The sequence below is a fragment of the Ruegeria sp. YTSA105 genome (assembly GCF_059610225.1).
The window spans coordinates 1-16,064 of record NZ_JBXWNE010000025.1; the positions used below are offsets into that span (position 1 = coordinate 1).

Here is a 16,064-nt window from a genome sequence, read left to right on the forward strand (position 1 = left end):
TTGCCGTAACTTCGAGACAATCTCTTCCGGCTTCGGTCGCTTGTTTGCCATTCTAGGTCCTCCGTTTCCTAAACATAACGGGGGACCAGTTCAGTTGGGGAGGCTCAAGAAAAGCTGGTGTTGCTCAGTTTCCTGTTTGCAGTCGTACCAAGTTCTTTCACTGAACAGTTACGTGACAACTGATTTTTTCAGTACCAAAAATGTCATCATCCCCAGAGGTGGAAGGGTTCTTTGCTCCTCTACGGCAAGCGCATCCTCTTGCAGTACTGTTTCAATATCGAAATCAGAATGCCAGCCAATCGTATTTGCGACCGGAGCAATCGCGCGTTCCAAGGATGCGAGCAACCCCCGCTTTCGTTGGAAATGGTTGGTAATTACTACTTTTCCACCCGGTTTACAGACCCGTGCTATTTCCGCCATTACCCTTTCCGGTTCCGGTACGACGGATAGCACGTGCATTGCCGCAACCGTATCGAAATAGTTGTCTGGAAAATCAAGCGTGCGCGCATCCATTTGCCTCAGCTCGGCAACATGGTTCAGCGATAGATCTTTTGCTTTGTCGCGCGCCTTTTGCAGCATGTCCTCACTGAAATCGATTCCGGTCACTTGCGTTTCGGGCCCGTAATGTTCCAGCGAAAGTCCGGTGCCGACGCCAACCTCCAGAACTTTGCCTGGACGTCTATTGATAAAATCAACCGCCTGCTGCCGCCCGACATTGGTAACTGCCCCAAACGTCTTGTCGTAGATGGGGGCCCAGCGAGCATAGGAAGTTTGAACGGCTTTGATGTCCATATCGAGTCCTTAACGGTTAGAAGGTATTCCCCTGTCGAGCCACGCCCAGGCGACCGTACCCACATATCCGAAACAAAGCACAATCAACGTAGCCCAGGCGAAAGTCAGCAATGCGGCCCCCGCAACAGCGACACCGATGAGAAAAAACTTTGCGTTCTCGCGCGAGATTCGCGTCGTCTTGAATGACCAGGTCGGTATTTGGCTGATAAGCAGAAGACCTATGATCACCATATAAAGGCAAATCAATATACTGGGCAGCAAAGGGGCATCGGCGAAGGCGAAGGACAGATACATTGGCAACATGACAAGCAGCGCCCCTGCAGGGGCGGGTACTCCCTCGAAATAGGCCCCATCTTGATCGCAGGTTTCGGATTTGCCGCCCACATTGAACCGGGCAAGGCGCATGACGCAGCACACAGCAAAAAACAGAACCGCAATCCAAGCCGCACTGCGTATATCCTGCAAGGCCCAGAAATAAAGAACGAGCGGTGGGGCGACCCCGAAGTTCAAGAAATCTGCAAGTGAGTCCAGTTCGGCCCCCAGTTTGCTGTCACTGCTGAGAAGGCGCGCAATACGGCCATCCAGCCCATCCAGCACACAGGCGGCAATTATCAACTGGACAGCGAGCACGTAATTGCCCTGAACGCCAAATCTGATTGCCGACAGACCCGCGCATATGGCCGTTATGGTCAACGCATTGGGCAACAAGTGGATCAGCGCAAACTCGGTCTCTTCCTGTTTGGATGGTTTTGCCACTGATCCAGTTACCTACTTTTCTTCAAGGGTGGGCAAACTGGCAAGGACGGTTTCGCCCGCAATCATCGTTTGCCCTACACGCACTTGTAGGACCACGCCATCAGGAAGATAAACATCCAGCCGAGACCCGAAGCGGATCAATCCAAATCGTTCGCCAGTTTGCATCGCTGCGCCTGGCTTCACGAAGCAGACGATCCGTCTGGCCACGAGGCCGGCAATCTGGACAACAGCCAGATCCTGACCGTTTTTCATACGAATGCGCAGGCTGTTGCGCTCATTATCAGCACTGGCCTTGTCCAGGGATGCGTTGAAAAACTTGCCGGGGCGATATGCAACAGCGGTAATCTCACCTTCAATTGGCGTGCGGTTCACATGACAGTTGAAGACACTCATGAACACACTGACACGGGTGAGAGGCGTGTCAGGCATTCCAAGCTCGTTCGGCGGCACCGCCGCTTCGATCAGCGAAACCACCCCGTCCGCTGGGCTGACGATCAACCCTTCTCCTGTGGGTGGCACGCGTTCCGGGTCGCGAAAGAAATAGTAGCACCAGATCGTGAGGCCGACACCAATCCAGCCCAGAACGTTAGACAGGAGAAACAGACCGACCGTAACGGCGGCAAAGATCGCGACAAACCGAATACCTTCCGGGTGCATCGGTTTGATGAACGTATCGCGCATGCGCATCGCAATCTTTCCCCTAGGTCAACTGATTGAACTTCATAAGTGGATTGGTAGGGAAGGCAAGTGGGACTATTGCGGTGGGCAACGATTGATGGCGGGGTGTTACAATTTTATGGGTTCTACTGACAGCTTTTTTGATGCCCAGGTATCGGCGGTTGGACTAAGCGCCAGATTTCCGTTGTGGCATTCCACGACCGTGTTGCATGGATCAGGTTTGAGACGAATTTGCCCCATACCCCATCACGTTAGAAGACGCGTTCGTAATCCGCACGATTGAGAGATGTCATGCGGTTGAGCGCTTTTGATGCAATTTTCGCTTCAGCTATTTGCCGGTCGAGATCACACGCTTGCAGGCGATCGCCGATAACTTGTTTCCATCTGCCGATCTAGGCTTCAACCCGTGATCGCTGGTTGTCTCCCGTCTCACTTTACCAATTCATTCTGCCATGTTCAGCGATGGTATCGATGTGTTGATTGCGCCGTGCATTCTCGCCGCGAACCGCGTTTTTAGGTGGGGGTATAATGATCTCAATCCTGGATCCGAACTTGTCCAACAGACAGTCTGCAACACATTGGCCGTCATATGCTCCATCCGCCAGAAAGCGGTTCACATCAACATCCATGTCAGCTAGCAAATCTGGCAGTGCCGTTTCATTGCCCACGTGTTCGGTGGTCAATTCCGTTGCAGCGATATCACCGGTTTCCGGGCCAAGCCTGATGTGGAGCTTGCGCCATGTTTTGCGCGCCTTCCTGATGCCGTGTTTTTCTCCATGCCAGCCCTTGTCGCCACGCACTTTCAGGCCTGTGCTGTCCACAATGAGGGTGATTGGCTTATTTGCGTCTCGCCGGTTTTGGACAATCTTCATCCGCTTACCGCGTCGCGACAAGGTCGAGAAGTCCGGTACTACGAGGTCAATGCCCATCAGCCTGGCAATCGACCGCATGAAACTCTGAGTTTGTCTGAGCGGAAGTCGAAACACGACCCGCAGAGTGAGACTGATCTCGATTGCCAGATCTGAATAAAGCGATTGACCGCCGCGTGTCTTGCGGCGTGGCGAAGCCCAGTTCTTCACAACATCATCAGAAACCCAGATCGTCACATCACCTCGACGCCGGAGACTTTCGTCGTATTCCGAGCAGTTCGTAACACGATACGTAGCCTTGGGAAACTTGTTGCGACGGGCATTGTTGAATTTGTAGGGATGTATCGCCGCTTGCGTCAGAGTGAGCGGCGGCGATATCGCGGCTCGGCTATCCATGCAACAACATCATTTTGCGGGACTTTATTGTTATTCATTAGGACGACACAAATGACCGCTTCGAAGGAAGCTGGCATCAAATCCAGACGCTGCTAAACTTATCATCGTAACAACCTTGTTATCGCAACGACCAAAATACATCTTGCCCAAGATATCTACCTACTAGTAGATAGATGTCAGTTCACAAGGAGTGACGACATGAAAATCTATGATACTGAGGGATTCCCAAACCCCGCACGTGTGCGCATTGCGCTTGCTGAAAAAGGCGCAACAGACCAGGTCCAATTCGTTCCGGTTGACGTGATGGGTGGCGAACATCGCACCGAGGCCTTTAAAGCCAAAAACCCCGATGCCGTTGTGCCATGCCTTGAGTTGGCGGACGGTACACATATTTCGCAGTGCAATGCGATTACAGAATATATCGACAACCATTTCGAAGGCCCGTCGCTGACCGGAGAGACACCAAAACAACGTGCGCAAATTTCGATGATGAACCTGCGTGCAGAAAATGGTCTGCTGAATGCTGTGGGAACCTACTTTCACCATGCCACACCAGGTCTTGGGCCAGACCTTGAGACCTATCAATGTGCTGAATGGGGCAACAAGCAAAAGCAAGTTGCTGGTCAGACAATGGCTTACTTGGATGAAGTTCTGGCTGACAATGAATATCTGGCTGGTTCTGAGTTTTCGGTTGCTGATATCACAGCGTTTGCCGGTCTTGCCTTTGCGGACTTTGCCAAGGTCGACATTCCAGAGACACTCTCCAATCTGACGGCATGGCGTGCAAAGGTCTCGGCACGGCCCAGCATCGCAGGTTAAGGACGCGATACCACTCAAGCCGAAAGGAAAAACATGGAACTGAACGCAGACTTTAAAACACGCGTGGTTGTTCATTCTGAACAGCTTGAGTGGAACGCTTCGCCTATGCCCGGTGTGGATCGGCGTATGCTGGACCGCATCGGCGGCGAAGTTGCCCGTGCCACGACGATAGTGCGCTATGCGCCGGGCAGCAAATTTTCGGAACACACCCATACAGGTGGCGAAGAATTCATCGTGCTCGATGGTGTATTTCAGGACGAACATGGCGACTTCCCCGAAGGGACATATGTGCGCAATCCTCCCACCACTGCACATACGCCGGGGTCAGAGCCGGGCTGCACGATCTTTGTAAAGCTGTGGCAGTTCGACATGGCCGACCGCAATCAGTTTCGCAAAACCATGGCCGAAGAACTGACCGATCCTGTGGATGGTGTCGCAACGGCTGAACTACACCGTGATGCGCGTGAAACAGTTACCTACAGCCACCTTGATGCAGGCGCGACACTGGAAATTACCGATGTGGGTGGGATCGAAATGCTGGTGATTGCCGGTTCCGTCACCGAAGGCAGCGATACGCTTGAAAAAGGAGCATGGCTGCGACTGCCGGAAGGCGATCAACTGTCTGCAACGGCTGGCCCTGATGGGGCAAAGCTGTGGATCAAGACGGGTCATTTGCCCCACGCCAAACCGCCTGCCGTCTGATGAGTGTTGAAAAACCTTTGGTCCTTGTGGCCGGCGCGGGGGCTGGCCTTGGTCAGTCCCTGTTGTCCCGTTTCACAAAAGATGGCTTTGCTGCCGTTGGCTTGGGACGCACGCAACCTGAAACGGTGATTGGCCAGTTCTTTGAGATGGACCTGACGGACGAGAGTGCCGTTCCCAGCCTCCTGGCACAGGTTATCGCAGAACATGGCCCGCCCAAGGTTGTGATCCACAACACGAGCGAACTGATCATCGCGCCTTTCGCAGAAACCCGGCTTGCTGATTATCAACGCACGTGGGGATCGATGGTGCAGTCTGCCATTTTGCTTGCCCAATCGACACTGCAACCGATGGTCCGCGCTGGCGGTGGTACGTTCATTGTATCTGGCGCCACAGCGTCCTTGCGGGGTGGTACAAGATTCTCGGCCTTTGCCAGCGCAAAATTCGCCTTGCGCGGCCTGACGCAATCGCTTGCACGGGAGTATCAACCAGCAGGTGTTCATGTCTGCCACGCGATTCTGGACGGTATCATTGATACAGCGCGATCTCGGGACCTGCACAACCTTGATCCGGGCAAGATGATGAAGCCCGAGGACATCGCAGAGGCTTACTGTAGCCTCGCCCGCCAACCCAAATCCACATGGACGCACGAGCTAGATCTGCGCCCGGCATCCGAAGGGTTCTAGCGCATGCAAACGCTGATTGTCGGCGGCGGGTTGTCAGGACTTGTCTTAGCCGAACGTCTTGAGGCGCAAGGGCGCGACTATATGCTGATTGAGGCCCGCCCGCGGTTTGGCGGGCGAATCATGACGCAGCATCTGGAGGCAGGCTACTTTGACATGGGGCCTGCCTGGTTCTGGCCGGGCCAGCCACGTATTGCAGCTCTGATTGATCGGTTTGGTCTGACAAAGTTCGACCAATTCGCCGATGGCGCTCAGACCTTTGAGGATGAACATGGCAACGTGCAACGCGGGCAGGGTTTTTCATCAATGGAAGGGTCATGGCGGCTAAAGGGAGGGTTGGCTGCTCTGACAGACGCATTGGCCAACTGCCTGCCGGATCATCGCAAACAGCTAAACGCGCCGGTTGTTAAACTTGACATGTCCGGCGATCAATTCATTGCAACAACGGCAAAGGGCGAACAGATCCACGCGGATCAAGCTGTCCTCGCTGTGCCCCCACGCGTTGCGGCCGAAATCGCATTTTCGCCCGCATTGTCTGCCGAAGCCGCCCAAACCATGAAAGGCATCGCGACATGGATGGCAGGTCAGGCCAAGGCTGTTGCGGTGTACGACAAACCATTCTGGCGCAAACAAGGACTGTCCGGTGATGCAATGAGCCGGAAAGGACCGATGGTCGAAATCCATGATGCATCCCCCCCTGAGGGCGGACCATACGCGCTATTTGGCTTCATCGGTGTACCGCCCCAAGGTCGCGCGGACGAACAACTGCTGCGTCAGCACCTGCACGCTCAATTAACACGGTTGTTCGGGCCTGAAGCCGCCGAGCCCCAAAAGCTCTACTTGAAAGACTGGGCCATTGATCCCTACACTGCAACTGAGGCGGATAAGGCACCGCTATATGCCCATCCGACATACGGTCTACCGAAGGCGATGAGCAATCTGTGGAACGGAAAGCTGCATTTCGCAGGAACAGAGGTCGCCCCGGTTTTCGGCGGCTATATCGAAGGTGCTTTGGAAGCGGCAGAGAATGTCCTACACAGCCTAAACGACCAAAATCTTGGATAACACATGGCGACCGACACCAAGACAACTCTGCTCAATTCGGCTGAACGGGCCGCGCGCAGACGTGGCTTTGATGGGTTCAGCTATGCCGACCTGGCCGCCGACGTCGGAATCACAAAGGCCAGCATTCACCATCATTTCGCCAGCAAGGCAGCTTTGGCCGTCGCGCTGATGCAGCGGTATTATTCAGATTTGGAAACCGCCTGTGGCGAGATTGATCAAGACCATGCAACAGGGGCGACGCGCTTGGCCGCTTTGATCAAGCGGTATCGTGGCGCACTTGAAGGTGGTCAAAGCTTGTGCCTGTGCGTGTCTTTTTCGACCAGTACAGAAAATCTATCAGCAGACACGATTGCCGAGATGAACCGTTTTCGCACAATGATGACCGAATGGCTTGCGAGGGTATTTTCACTGGGTCAGGGCGATGGAACGATCCTACATGTTGCCGATCCGGCAGCAGAAGCCGCCGCAACACTGCCTTTGCTCGAGGGCGCACAACTGGCAGCCCGAGTGGCACAGGACCCGCAAAGGTTTGAAGCGGCAGTCCAGATTTTGTCCAAGCGATTGGTTCAATAAACCAACGCGCAACCCTTCGTCCTGACACTGGCTTTTGTCCGTTAGGACTTGAGCACGTTCAAAAACAGACATTGCTGCGCTCTGCAGCATTGGTCGTTTTGGGCTCTGAACGGACCTCAGATGCGATACGGCATCGGTTGTCCGCCTGCCCTACACAGATTGTGGACGGCCCGTTGCTGCCATTGCCCGAGGATTAGCGATGCTGCAGTGAGGCCCGTCGAAGGAGATGGGGTGGATGGCTCCTGCTCCACCGGCATCGCAATGCGCAACAATGCAGTTGTTATCGACTGCTAGGTCATGTTGACAAATGGCGGATCTAGAGGCGGATTGAAGTGATATCCACGAAACCGAGGAAGCTTTCGGCTGTCTTGTCACAGCGGGTAGCCACCCGCCGAGCATTCTTAAGTTTGTTGAAACATCTCTCGACCAGGTTTCTCAGCCGGTAGAGGGGCCAATCCAACCCAACGCGCCTCTTTCGGGACTTTCGCATTGGGATCACCGGTCGAATGCCCCGGCTGTGCAGTTCGGTGCGAATACGGTCGGCATCGTACTATTTGTCGGCCAGCAGCTCGACTGGCTCCGGCAGGTTGTCGTGCATGACCCGATCAAATCCGAGATAGTCCGATGTCTGGCCGGGTGTGATGTCCGTTCTAATCGGCAGCCCAGCGGCATTTACCCGGAGGTGGGTCTTGGTCGTGAAGCCGCCTTTTGAGCGGCCAAAACCCTGTTGCGGAGTCCCCCTTTTACGCCCGCTGCCTGATGATGGGCACGAACCACTGTACTGTCGACCATTTGAAGAGCGTCAGGAACGATCTTGCTCCCGGTCAAGGCTTCCAGGATCTGTTCCCAGAGCCCCGCGAGAGTCCAGCGCCGGAACTGTCGGTAGACACTCGACCCCTTCCCAAACTCCTCAGGCAAGTCTCGCCGCGGGGCACCTGTACACGCAATCCAGAAAACACCATCAAGAACAAGGCGATGATTGGTAGGTCTGCGCCCATTCGGGGCACGGACCGAAAGGATGAACCGTTCAAAGAACGCCCACTCCTCGTCCGGCATTAGATTTCGTGCCAAGCTGGCCTCCATCGCAGATACCGGCTTGAATAACGATCAGAGGTCGTTGTGAATCCCTTTTGTCAACACGACCTAATATGTATGAATTTAGACTAGGGTGATGAGGCGAAAAGCCATCCGATATCTAGCTACCTATTCATCAAAGTATGCGTTATGCGTTGTGTAGATTGCCTGAATGGTTGGCGTCAAACGGTCAAGATGCGTACGAAGAACTTGATCCGCCGCCCACGCATCCCCGCTGAACAGGGCCTTTAAAAGAGATTGATGATCCAAATACAAATCATCCATTGCTTCTTTGCTGGTTAATGCCAGCATGCAAAGGCGGTCAACCTGCGCTTTGTTTTCGGCGATGATTTCAAACGCAAACGCCTGTTTGGCCGAGGCGCAAAGCAGTTTGTGAAACTGGTAGTCCAGATCATGGAACAAATTGACATCTTCTGCTGAGATTGCATCCGCCTGTTCACGAAGGTTAGCTTTTAATGCCGCGTCTACCGACTTGTCGCGATCTGACACGGCAGTGCGGATGACCTCCAATTCGACTGCGGCACGCACAAAGCGGGCATTCGCGATGAGCTGGCGTGAGAACGGTCGAACAACTGTCGCGCGTTGTGGCCGCACCAAAAGGAGATTGAGGTTGGAAAGTCGCGTGAAAGCCTCGCGCACAGGCTGGCGTGAAAACCCGAATGATTTCGCAACATCCGTTTCGGATATCTTTGTCCCTGGAAGCAGCTCCAGGCGGGTGATTTGTCCAAACAGTTCGTCAAAGACGACATCGCTACTCGTCGTACGTTCAAGGGTTCCCAAAGCTGCCATTTTTTGTTTTCCAACCTCTGTTTGGCGACATTGTGGCAGATCAGAGAGAGAAATAATAGAGCAAATTAGGATACTAGGTTACATTATATTCATTGTTCTAAAAGGAAAATATCACATATCTAAATAGTATCTAGAAAATTTATGTTGACTAGTATCCCAGTTATCGTGTTGGGTGTGCCCATCAACGAGGGCGGAACAAGTGTGCTAGCTGGGAGGAAATCAGATCATCCAAATTGGGGTGAAGGCTGATCTGGCGTGACCACTTGCAAGGTTTCGAACACGATCGCCGGTCAAAGACGACTGGAAGAAAACAAGACCTGAACCTGATCTGGGAGGATAGAATGTTCAATTTTTCACTAAAGACGTTGGCTGTGACGGCTGTTTTGTTGGGCGGGGTTTCGACCGCGCAAGCTGATGTCACACTGCGCGGGGCAAGCATGTTTGATGAAGAACATGCATTCACTAAGACCTTGCGCGAGTTTGAACGACTGGTCGCAGAGAAATATGATGGCGAGGTCGAATTTGATCTGCGCCTGAATGGTGAGCTTGGGGTTGAATCCGATTACGTCACCTACCTCAACCAAGGTGTCGCCGTAGATTATACGATCCTTGCCCCGTCCAACATGGCGGTGTTTTCAGAGTCCATTCCTTTGATGGATATGCCTTTCCTGTTCCGTGATCTTGAACACTGGGATGCGGTCCTTTCGTCGGATGCGCTGAAACCCCTTGAGGACGATCTGCGCGAAGCTGCAGGTATCGTGATTGTTGGGTATCATGGCGGCGGTGTGCGGAACCTGGCCTCAGCCGAGCCCATCACAAACATGGATGAACTTGCCGGACACCGCATGCGCGTCATGGGGGCCCCAATTCAGGCCCAGACATTCTCAGCTGTTGGCGCGGCGCCATCTGCCATTGCCTACAACGAAGTCTATAACGCAATCCAAACAGGCGTTATTGCCGGATTTGAGAATGAAGCGGCCTCGATCCAGAACCTGAAGTTCTACGAAGTTGCGCCGCATGTCTCATTGACCCAGCACACGATCACCGTGCGCCCAATTGTGATGTCAGCAAAAATCTTCGATGAACTGCCTGAGAACCTGCAAGCCGCCATCATGGATTCCGGCGCTGAGGCCGGTGCATTTGGCCGCGCGTTGGAGAGCGGTCAGGACGGCGAAAAACTTCAAGCAATGATCGACGCAGGTCAGATCGAAGTGCATGAGTTCGAGGGTCGCGAGAAAATGCTGGAACTGGTTCAGCCAGTGCAGGACGCCTATGCCGAAGAGCTGGGGGCGACAGAACTGCTCAACAACGTTCGCGGAATGTGATCTCCCAGCTGACGGGCGAGTAAGTAATCAAACTCGCCCGTTGGCATAAATCCCGATGCGCTTGGCGCGTCACATTGCGATGTAGGGTGGAACATGCTTGGAAAATATCTGGATAGGTTCTGCACTGGGCTTCGTATATTGCTTGGCGTGATGATGGGGGCATTGGCGATACCGGTCGCGATGCAAGTTGTCTCTCGCTACACCGGTTTGATCCCAACTTATCTTTGGACCGAAGAACTGGCGACGTTCCTGTTCGTCTGGATTGTGATGATTGGGTCTATTGTCGCTGTTTGGGACGGCACCCATTTTGACGTTCGGATTACCCGCAACGCAATGAGACCGCTGCCACGTTTGTTCCAAGACGGCATCGTTCACGTTGCCATCATGATTTTTGGGGCGTTCTTCCTGTTTTACGGCATCGAATACACCGAATTTGGGGGCAAACAGCGGTCGGTAATGATGCGTGCAAATCTTGCGATTACGCACATCTCGGTCCCGATTGCCGGAGGGTTTTGGTTTCTCCTGTCAGGCTACCGGTTGTCCGAAACCATCGCGAAATATCTAAACCGAGAGAGCAGCCAGACATGATCCTCGATACTGCAACTGCCGCCACGATGCTTATTGCTGGCTTTCTGGTGCTGATTTTCATCCGCATCCCAGTGGCATTCGCATTGGGTTTGGCGACCCTCCCGGTTGTGTTGCTTGAGCTGCGGCTGACCCCGTTCATCGTGCTGGATCGGATGTTCCAATCCTATAACTCCTTCATCTTATTGGCCGTTCCATTCTTTCTACTGGCGGCCAACCTGATGAATTCCGGCAAAGTAACCGACCGGCTGATCGAACTGGCCCGTGTGCTAACCGGCTGGATGCCCGGCGGATTGGGTCATGTAAATGTCGCTGTGTCGATGCTGTTCGCAGGTATCTCAGGGTCTTCTACAGCAGATGCGGCGGGTATCGGAAAAATCCTGATCCCTGCCATGCAGAAAGAAGGATACGATACACGGTTTGCCGTTGCCATTACCGCCTGCTCTTCGGTGATGGGGGTCATCATCCCACCATCGATCCTGATGATCGTCTGGGGCGGCGTCATGCAGGTCTCTGTCGGCGCGTTGTTTCTGGGTGGTGCAATTCCGGGCCTGATGATTGGCCTTGCCTTGATGGCCACTGTCTATGGCTTCGCAAAAGCCCGCAATTACCCGGTGACAGCGACGCCTAATTGGGGTGAGTTCTGGGCCGCTTGGAAAGGTGCTGCACTGGCTCTTTTGACGCCGGTCTTTGTGATTGGCGGTATCGTGGGCGGCCTCGTCACACCAACTGAAAGTGCAATCATCGCGGCGGGTTACGCGCTGATCCTGGGTATGTTTGTCTATCGGACAGTAACACCCAGAGATTTGGGCTTCATCCTCTACGATACGGCACGCTTTGCAGCCATTTCACTGTTTGCGATCGGCACTGCGTCGGCATTCGGCTGGCTACTGTCGTTCTACGATGCGCCGCGCCTGATTGTCAGTGTTCTGACTGCTTGGGAGTTCGGGGCATTTGGAACGGCTATCTTGATTGCCCTTCTGTTTCTTCTCTTTGGCCTGTTCATCGATGCAATCCCGACAATCATCATTCTTGGCACGGTTCTGATGCCCGTGGCGCAGGCGGGTGGGGTTGATCCGATCGCCTTCGCTATCATCGGCATTGTCTCGCTTGCCTTCGGGCTGGTGACACCGCCATACGGCTTGTGTTTGCTCATCTCTGCAGCGATCGGCGGCCTAAACGTTGTGCAAGTCCTGCGTGAGGTCGTGCTTATCCTTGCCCCAATGCTGGTCATCCTCATTCTGTTGGCGGCATTCCCCGAAATCATTCTGTGGCTCCCAAAGGCAGTTATGCCGGGGGCGTTCCGATAATGGCGTCTCAACTTGCGCTGAGAGCGCTCTGAGAGGGCCGCCAACTGAAACCCGTGACACAAGCGAAGCTGGCGCTTTGTAATAGGAAGGACCGACATGAAACTTGCAGGTAAAACCGCCATTGTAACCGGAGGAGGCCGTGATATTGGCCGCGCGGTTGCGATCAAACTCGCCTCTGAAGGCGCAAATGTTGCGATCAACTATTTTTCCAGCTCAAACGGCGCGGATGAAGCTGTTGCCGCAATCGAAGCCAACGGTGGTAAGGCGATTGCCGTGCAGGGTGACCTGAACAAGAAGGCGGATGTTGACGCGCTTGTGTATCGCACGGTCGAAACCTTTGGCGGCGTCGATATTCTGGTCAATAATGCAGGCGGTCTGATCGCCCGCAAAACCATTGCGGAAATGTCTGTTGAACATTGGGACGCCGTGATGAGCCTGAATCTGACCAGCACATTCCTGATGACGCAGGCTTGCCTGTCCAGGATGACGTCTGGAACTATCGTCAATCTCGCCAGTCAGGCCGGGCGCGATGGTGGTGGACCGGGTGCCGTCGCCTATGCCACGGCCAAGGGCGCGGTCATGACCATGACACGCGGTTTGGCAAAAGAGGTCGGCCCAGACATTCGTGTGAATGCACTTTGTCCTGGCATGATCGATACCGATTTTCACAATGTTCATACACCTGATGCTGGTCGACGCGGCTTTGAAGCCAACGCACCGCTAAAGCGTCAGGGTCATGTCGATGACGCTGCAAATCTCGTTTTATTTCTGGCCTGCGAGGACAGTGCCTTCATCACGGGCGCAAACATTGATCTCAACGGTGGCATGCTGTTTTCCTAACAAGCAAGGAGAGAACCTGTGCCCAATTTCCCGATCGTCTCTACAGGTGAACATGTCACGCGGCAGGTGCTATCTGATCATTCTGACCTCATGGTTGTTGCCTTCCGGTTTTACGCGACCGGGGCGATTGGTGCTCTACACAGCCATCCGCATGTGCAGGCGACCTATGTCGAAAGCGGTCGATTTCGGTTTACGTTGGGTGAGCACGAACAAGAGTTTGGCCCCGGTGAAAGTTTTGTCATCCCGCCCGGCCAAACCCATGGCTGCACATGCCTGGAACCTGGGACATTGGTCGACAGTTTCACGCCCCGCCGCGATGATTTTCTGTAACTGATATGCGTGTACTGGCAATCGGCGAATGCATGGCAGAACTTGCCCCATCTGAACGGTTTGGTGAATTCAAGCTTGGTTTTGCGGGCGATACCTTCAATACAGCATGGTATCTTGCACAAATCGCCGCAGATATCGACGTCAACTATCTGACGGCTGTCGGAGATGATGCGATTTCGCAGGATCTGCGGGCGTTCATGAAAGACAGCAGGATATCCGACACGCACGTCCAAGTCATTGCGGGCAAAACGATTGGGCTATATCTCATCCATCTCAGCAATGGTGAGCGCAGTTTTTCATACTGGCGCAGCGACTCTGCCGCCAGGCAACTTGCGGTCGACGAGATTGCACTCGGGCGGGCAGTTAAGGGCGCAGACTTAATCTACTTTTCTGGAATAACCCTCGCTATTTTCGATCCACAATCACGCGAAATGCTGTTCGATGCGTTGCGTCGTGCACGTGCATCCGGAACGACTGTTGCCTTTGATACAAATCTAAGACCACAGCTTTGGTCTACGCCGCAGGAAATGACAGACACAGTTATGAAAGCTGCTGCGCAATCCGATATCGTTCTGCCATCTTATGATGACGAAGCCGTATGGTTCGGGGACGGCGATTCAATTGCGACGCTGGATCGGTATGCAAAGGCTGGTGTCGATCAGATTGTCGTCAAGAACAGCGCGCAGCCTGTGGTTTTTCAAAAAGCAGGTCAACGTGGAGAGGTAGGCGTTGATCCAGCGAGGGGCATTGTCGATACCACTGCGGCAGGGGACAGTTTCAATGCAGGTGTCTTGGTAAGCGTTGTTAGGCAGGATGATTTGGCAACAGGCATACGCAAGGGGTGTCGTCTGGCAGGCCATGTCGTCCGTCACAAAGGCGCACTCGTCCCGGTTAACTTAGATCTTGGTAAGGATGAGATGGGTTGTGATACCTCTTGATCAAGGAGTAGCAAGATCATGAAACAGACTTGGCGCTGGTTTGGCCCTTCTGATGCGATCTCCATTGGCGAAATCAGGCAAACCGGTGCAACCGGCATCGTCTCAGCCTTGCACCATGTTCCAACAGGAGAGGTTTGGTCAGTCGAGCACATCAAAGAGCGGCAGCAACAGATTGAGCAGCCCGGAGGCGTTCCATCTGGATTGACCTGGGACGTTGTTGAAAGCGTTCCGGTGTCCGAAGCGATCAAATCGCAAACCGGCCCGGTAAGGCAACACCTTGAAATGTACAAGGAAAGCCTACGTAATTTGGCCGAATGTGGCATTCACACAGTCTGCTACAACTTCATGCCAGTTCTGGATTGGACGCGCACAGACCTGAGCCATCCGCTGCCACATGGTGGGCACGCAATGCGGTTTGATCTCTTGGATTTTGTCATGTTCGATTGTTTCATCCTATGCAGGCAACGCGCGGAGCAAGATTATTCAGCGGTGATCATAGAAGCCGCACGGGCCCGGTTTGCAGATCTGGGTGATGGAGATCGCCTGAAGCTGTCGAACAATATCGTCGCTGGTTTGCCGGGGGCGAACGACAATTGGTCTCTTGAGGACGTGAAACGAAACCTCGACGCATATGTTGGCGTGACGCCCGAAACCCTCCGCTCCAACCTGGTTGATTTCCTTTCCGAGGTTGTTCCAACGGCCGAAGACCTCGGCGTCCGGCTCTGTTGCCATCCAGATGACCCACCTTTTCCACTGCTTGGGCTTCCACGGGTCATGTCGTCGCAAAGTGATTACGCGACCGTGTTGGATGCCGTTGACAGCCCGGCAAACGGAGCAACGCTATGCACCGGGTCATTGGGGGTTGCCGAAGACTTCGACCCAGTATCCTTCATTGCTCAGCACGGCCATCGGATCCACTTTGTACATCTTCGCAATACCGTGCGGGACGGTTCAAGCGACCGCAATCGCCATAGTTTTTCCGAGTCTGAACATTTGGCAGGAGACACAGATATGGTTGCAACAATTCGCGCCTTGATGGTCGAAGAAACGCGGCGCCGCAATCAGGGGCGATCAGATTATGAGATTCCCATGCGCCCGGACCATGGCCACGCTTTGCTGAACGATCTCGCTCGTCCTTCCCAGCCCGGCTACCCGCTCATAGGCAGAATGCGCGGCCTCGCCGAACTGCGCGGTGTTATGCACGGTTGCACTTTGATTTCACCTGGGTCCGATGCCAATATTCGCGGCATTTAAGCGAGCGTCTGCTCCTCCGGACAGATCAGACCTTTTGCTGGGCTTGATGATACCAGTATGTGATCAGAAGACGACAGTAACCTGTCGGCAGAAGTCCGCTGTGTGCGCGCTTTGGGTCTTGAGCGGTTGAAAATGCTGCGCTTTGCATGAAGGTCCGGTTCGAGGAAACCGGTTGGTCGAACTGTTGGCGCCTAGGGTCAGGACTCATAGCCAATAGATGACGAGAGCTGCGATGGCGATTGCTGAGAGGAAGACCTTCGGGCACCTG

The 16,064-nt window shown here is 54.0% G+C and carries 17 protein-coding genes and 1 pseudogene; 12 read left to right on the plus strand and 6 right to left on the minus strand.

Annotated features, from left to right (window positions below):
* Nucleotides 1-168: 168 nt before the first annotated feature.
* The 4 genes from AC2FH2_RS19465 to AC2FH2_RS19480 form a co-directional block, all read right to left on the minus strand.
* A complete protein-coding gene (locus AC2FH2_RS19465; RefSeq protein ID WP_282027914.1) occupies nt 169-792 on the minus strand; it encodes a class I SAM-dependent methyltransferase in 624 nt (207 codons plus the stop codon).
* Between the two features lie 9 nt (nt 793-801).
* Nucleotides 802-1,548 (minus strand): CDP-diacylglycerol--serine O-phosphatidyltransferase, encoded by a 747-nt coding sequence (pssA, locus tag AC2FH2_RS19470; protein WP_282027913.1) that lies wholly within the window; start codon nt 1,546-1,548, stop codon nt 802-804.
* 12 nt (nt 1,549-1,560) lie between these two features.
* Nucleotides 1,561-2,235 carry a phosphatidylserine decarboxylase gene (locus AC2FH2_RS19475; protein ID WP_496824947.1) on the minus strand — a complete coding sequence of 225 codons (675 nt, stop codon included), beginning with the start codon at nt 2,233-2,235 and terminating at the stop codon, nt 1,561-1,563.
* 425 nt (nt 2,236-2,660) lie between these two features.
* Complete coding sequence (locus tag AC2FH2_RS19480) at nt 2,661-3,491, minus strand: IS5 family transposase (RefSeq protein ID WP_496824949.1); 831 nt, start codon at nt 3,489-3,491, stop codon at nt 2,661-2,663.
* A 198-nt stretch (nt 3,492-3,689) separates the two neighbouring features.
* On the opposite strand from AC2FH2_RS19480, the gene AC2FH2_RS19485 reads away from it, so the two are divergent.
* The 5 genes from AC2FH2_RS19485 to AC2FH2_RS19505 are packed head-to-tail and all read left to right on the plus strand — an operon-like array spanning nt 3,690 to nt 7,330.
* A complete protein-coding gene (locus AC2FH2_RS19485) occupies nt 3,690-4,310 on the plus strand; it encodes a glutathione S-transferase family protein (RefSeq protein ID WP_085822351.1) in 621 nt (206 codons plus the stop codon).
* A 33-nt stretch (nt 4,311-4,343) separates the two neighbouring features.
* Nucleotides 4,344-5,012, plus strand: a complete 669-nt coding sequence (locus AC2FH2_RS19490; RefSeq protein WP_496824951.1) for a cupin domain-containing protein — start codon at nt 4,344-4,346, stop codon at nt 5,010-5,012.
* Complete coding sequence (locus AC2FH2_RS19495) at nt 5,012-5,695, plus strand: SDR family NAD(P)-dependent oxidoreductase (protein WP_142640374.1); 684 nt, start codon at nt 5,012-5,014, stop codon at nt 5,693-5,695. The genes AC2FH2_RS19490 and AC2FH2_RS19495 overlap by 1 nt, the downstream gene beginning before the upstream one ends.
* 3 nt (nt 5,696-5,698) lie before the next feature.
* Entirely contained in the window at nt 5,699-6,757 is a 1,059-nt protein-coding gene (locus AC2FH2_RS19500) for a flavin monoamine oxidase family protein (protein WP_496824953.1), read from the plus strand.
* Nucleotides 6,758-6,760: 3 nt separating this feature from the next.
* The gene (locus AC2FH2_RS19505; protein ID WP_142640372.1) at nt 6,761-7,330 is read left to right on the plus strand and encodes a TetR/AcrR family transcriptional regulator; all 570 of its coding nucleotides are present in this window, start codon (nt 6,761-6,763) and stop codon (nt 7,328-7,330) included.
* A 316-nt stretch (nt 7,331-7,646) separates the two neighbouring features.
* Here the strand turns inward: AC2FH2_RS19505 and AC2FH2_RS19510 are convergent.
* Nucleotides 7,647-8,413 (minus strand): annotated as a pseudogene (locus tag AC2FH2_RS19510) (IS5 family transposase).
* A gap of 120 nt (nt 8,414-8,533) precedes the next feature.
* Nucleotides 8,534-9,214, minus strand: coding sequence for a GntR family transcriptional regulator (locus AC2FH2_RS19515; protein WP_271952726.1), 681 nt, complete (start codon nt 9,212-9,214; stop codon nt 8,534-8,536).
* A gap of 341 nt (nt 9,215-9,555) precedes the next feature.
* Between AC2FH2_RS19515 and AC2FH2_RS19520 the strand changes: the two genes are divergently transcribed.
* The 7 genes from AC2FH2_RS19520 to uxuA all read left to right on the plus strand — a co-directional run bounded on the left by AC2FH2_RS19520 (nt 9,556) and on the right by uxuA (nt 15,796).
* The gene (locus AC2FH2_RS19520; protein WP_496824955.1) at nt 9,556-10,539 is read left to right on the plus strand and encodes a TRAP transporter substrate-binding protein; all 984 of its coding nucleotides are present in this window, start codon (nt 9,556-9,558) and stop codon (nt 10,537-10,539) included.
* Between the two features lie 93 nt (nt 10,540-10,632).
* Entirely contained in the window at nt 10,633-11,127 is a 495-nt protein-coding gene (locus AC2FH2_RS19525) for a TRAP transporter small permease (protein WP_142640369.1), read from the plus strand.
* Entirely contained in the window at nt 11,124-12,434 is a 1,311-nt protein-coding gene (locus AC2FH2_RS19530) for a TRAP transporter large permease (protein ID WP_496824957.1), read from the plus strand. The genes AC2FH2_RS19525 and AC2FH2_RS19530 overlap by 4 nt, the downstream gene beginning before the upstream one ends.
* A gap of 96 nt (nt 12,435-12,530) precedes the next feature.
* On the plus strand, nt 12,531-13,274 hold the full coding sequence (locus AC2FH2_RS19535; RefSeq protein ID WP_271952733.1) for an SDR family NAD(P)-dependent oxidoreductase: 744 nt from the start codon (nt 12,531-12,533) through the stop codon (nt 13,272-13,274).
* Between the two features lie 18 nt (nt 13,275-13,292).
* Nucleotides 13,293-13,604, plus strand: coding sequence for a cupin domain-containing protein (locus AC2FH2_RS19540; RefSeq protein WP_271952736.1), 312 nt, complete (start codon nt 13,293-13,295; stop codon nt 13,602-13,604).
* A gap of 5 nt (nt 13,605-13,609) precedes the next feature.
* Nucleotides 13,610-14,542 carry a sugar kinase gene (locus AC2FH2_RS19545; RefSeq protein WP_496824960.1) on the plus strand — a complete coding sequence of 311 codons (933 nt, stop codon included), beginning with the start codon at nt 13,610-13,612 and terminating at the stop codon, nt 14,540-14,542.
* An 18-nt stretch (nt 14,543-14,560) separates the two neighbouring features.
* Nucleotides 14,561-15,796, plus strand: a complete 1,236-nt coding sequence (uxuA, locus tag AC2FH2_RS19550) for a mannonate dehydratase (protein WP_496824962.1) — start codon at nt 14,561-14,563, stop codon at nt 15,794-15,796.
* Nucleotides 15,797-16,064 lie beyond the last annotated feature (268 nt).

What these genes read in the sequence shown, in the direction of transcription:
- uxuA (WP_496824962.1), top strand. Translation starts at nt 14,561, where the DNA reads ATGAAACAGACTTGGCGCTGGTTTGGCCCTTCTGATGCGATCTCCATT.
- AC2FH2_RS19520 (WP_496824955.1), top strand. Translation starts at nt 9,556, where the DNA reads ATGTTCAATTTTTCACTAAAGACGTTGGCTGTGACGGCTGTTTTGTTG.
- AC2FH2_RS19475 (WP_496824947.1), bottom strand. Translation starts at nt 2,235, where the DNA reads ATGCGCATGCGCGATACGTTCATCAAACCGATGCACCCGGAAGGTATT.
- AC2FH2_RS19530 (WP_496824957.1), top strand. Translation starts at nt 11,124, where the DNA reads ATGATCCTCGATACTGCAACTGCCGCCACGATGCTTATTGCTGGCTTT.
- AC2FH2_RS19545 (WP_496824960.1), top strand. Translation starts at nt 13,610, where the DNA reads ATGCGTGTACTGGCAATCGGCGAATGCATGGCAGAACTTGCCCCATCT.
- AC2FH2_RS19485 (WP_085822351.1), top strand. Translation starts at nt 3,690, where the DNA reads ATGAAAATCTATGATACTGAGGGATTCCCAAACCCCGCACGTGTGCGC.
- AC2FH2_RS19525 (WP_142640369.1), top strand. Translation starts at nt 10,633, where the DNA reads ATGCTTGGAAAATATCTGGATAGGTTCTGCACTGGGCTTCGTATATTG.
- AC2FH2_RS19465 (WP_282027914.1), bottom strand. Translation starts at nt 792, where the DNA reads ATGGACATCAAAGCCGTTCAAACTTCCTATGCTCGCTGGGCCCCCATC.
- AC2FH2_RS19500 (WP_496824953.1), top strand. Translation starts at nt 5,699, where the DNA reads ATGCAAACGCTGATTGTCGGCGGCGGGTTGTCAGGACTTGTCTTAGCC.
- AC2FH2_RS19495 (WP_142640374.1), top strand. Translation starts at nt 5,012, where the DNA reads ATGAGTGTTGAAAAACCTTTGGTCCTTGTGGCCGGCGCGGGGGCTGGC.
- AC2FH2_RS19480 (WP_496824949.1), bottom strand. Translation starts at nt 3,491, where the DNA reads ATGGATAGCCGAGCCGCGATATCGCCGCCGCTCACTCTGACGCAAGCG.
- AC2FH2_RS19515 (WP_271952726.1), bottom strand. Translation starts at nt 9,214, where the DNA reads ATGGCAGCTTTGGGAACCCTTGAACGTACGACGAGTAGCGATGTCGTC.
- AC2FH2_RS19490 (WP_496824951.1), top strand. Translation starts at nt 4,344, where the DNA reads ATGGAACTGAACGCAGACTTTAAAACACGCGTGGTTGTTCATTCTGAA.
- AC2FH2_RS19505 (WP_142640372.1), top strand. Translation starts at nt 6,761, where the DNA reads ATGGCGACCGACACCAAGACAACTCTGCTCAATTCGGCTGAACGGGCC.
- AC2FH2_RS19535 (WP_271952733.1), top strand. Translation starts at nt 12,531, where the DNA reads ATGAAACTTGCAGGTAAAACCGCCATTGTAACCGGAGGAGGCCGTGAT.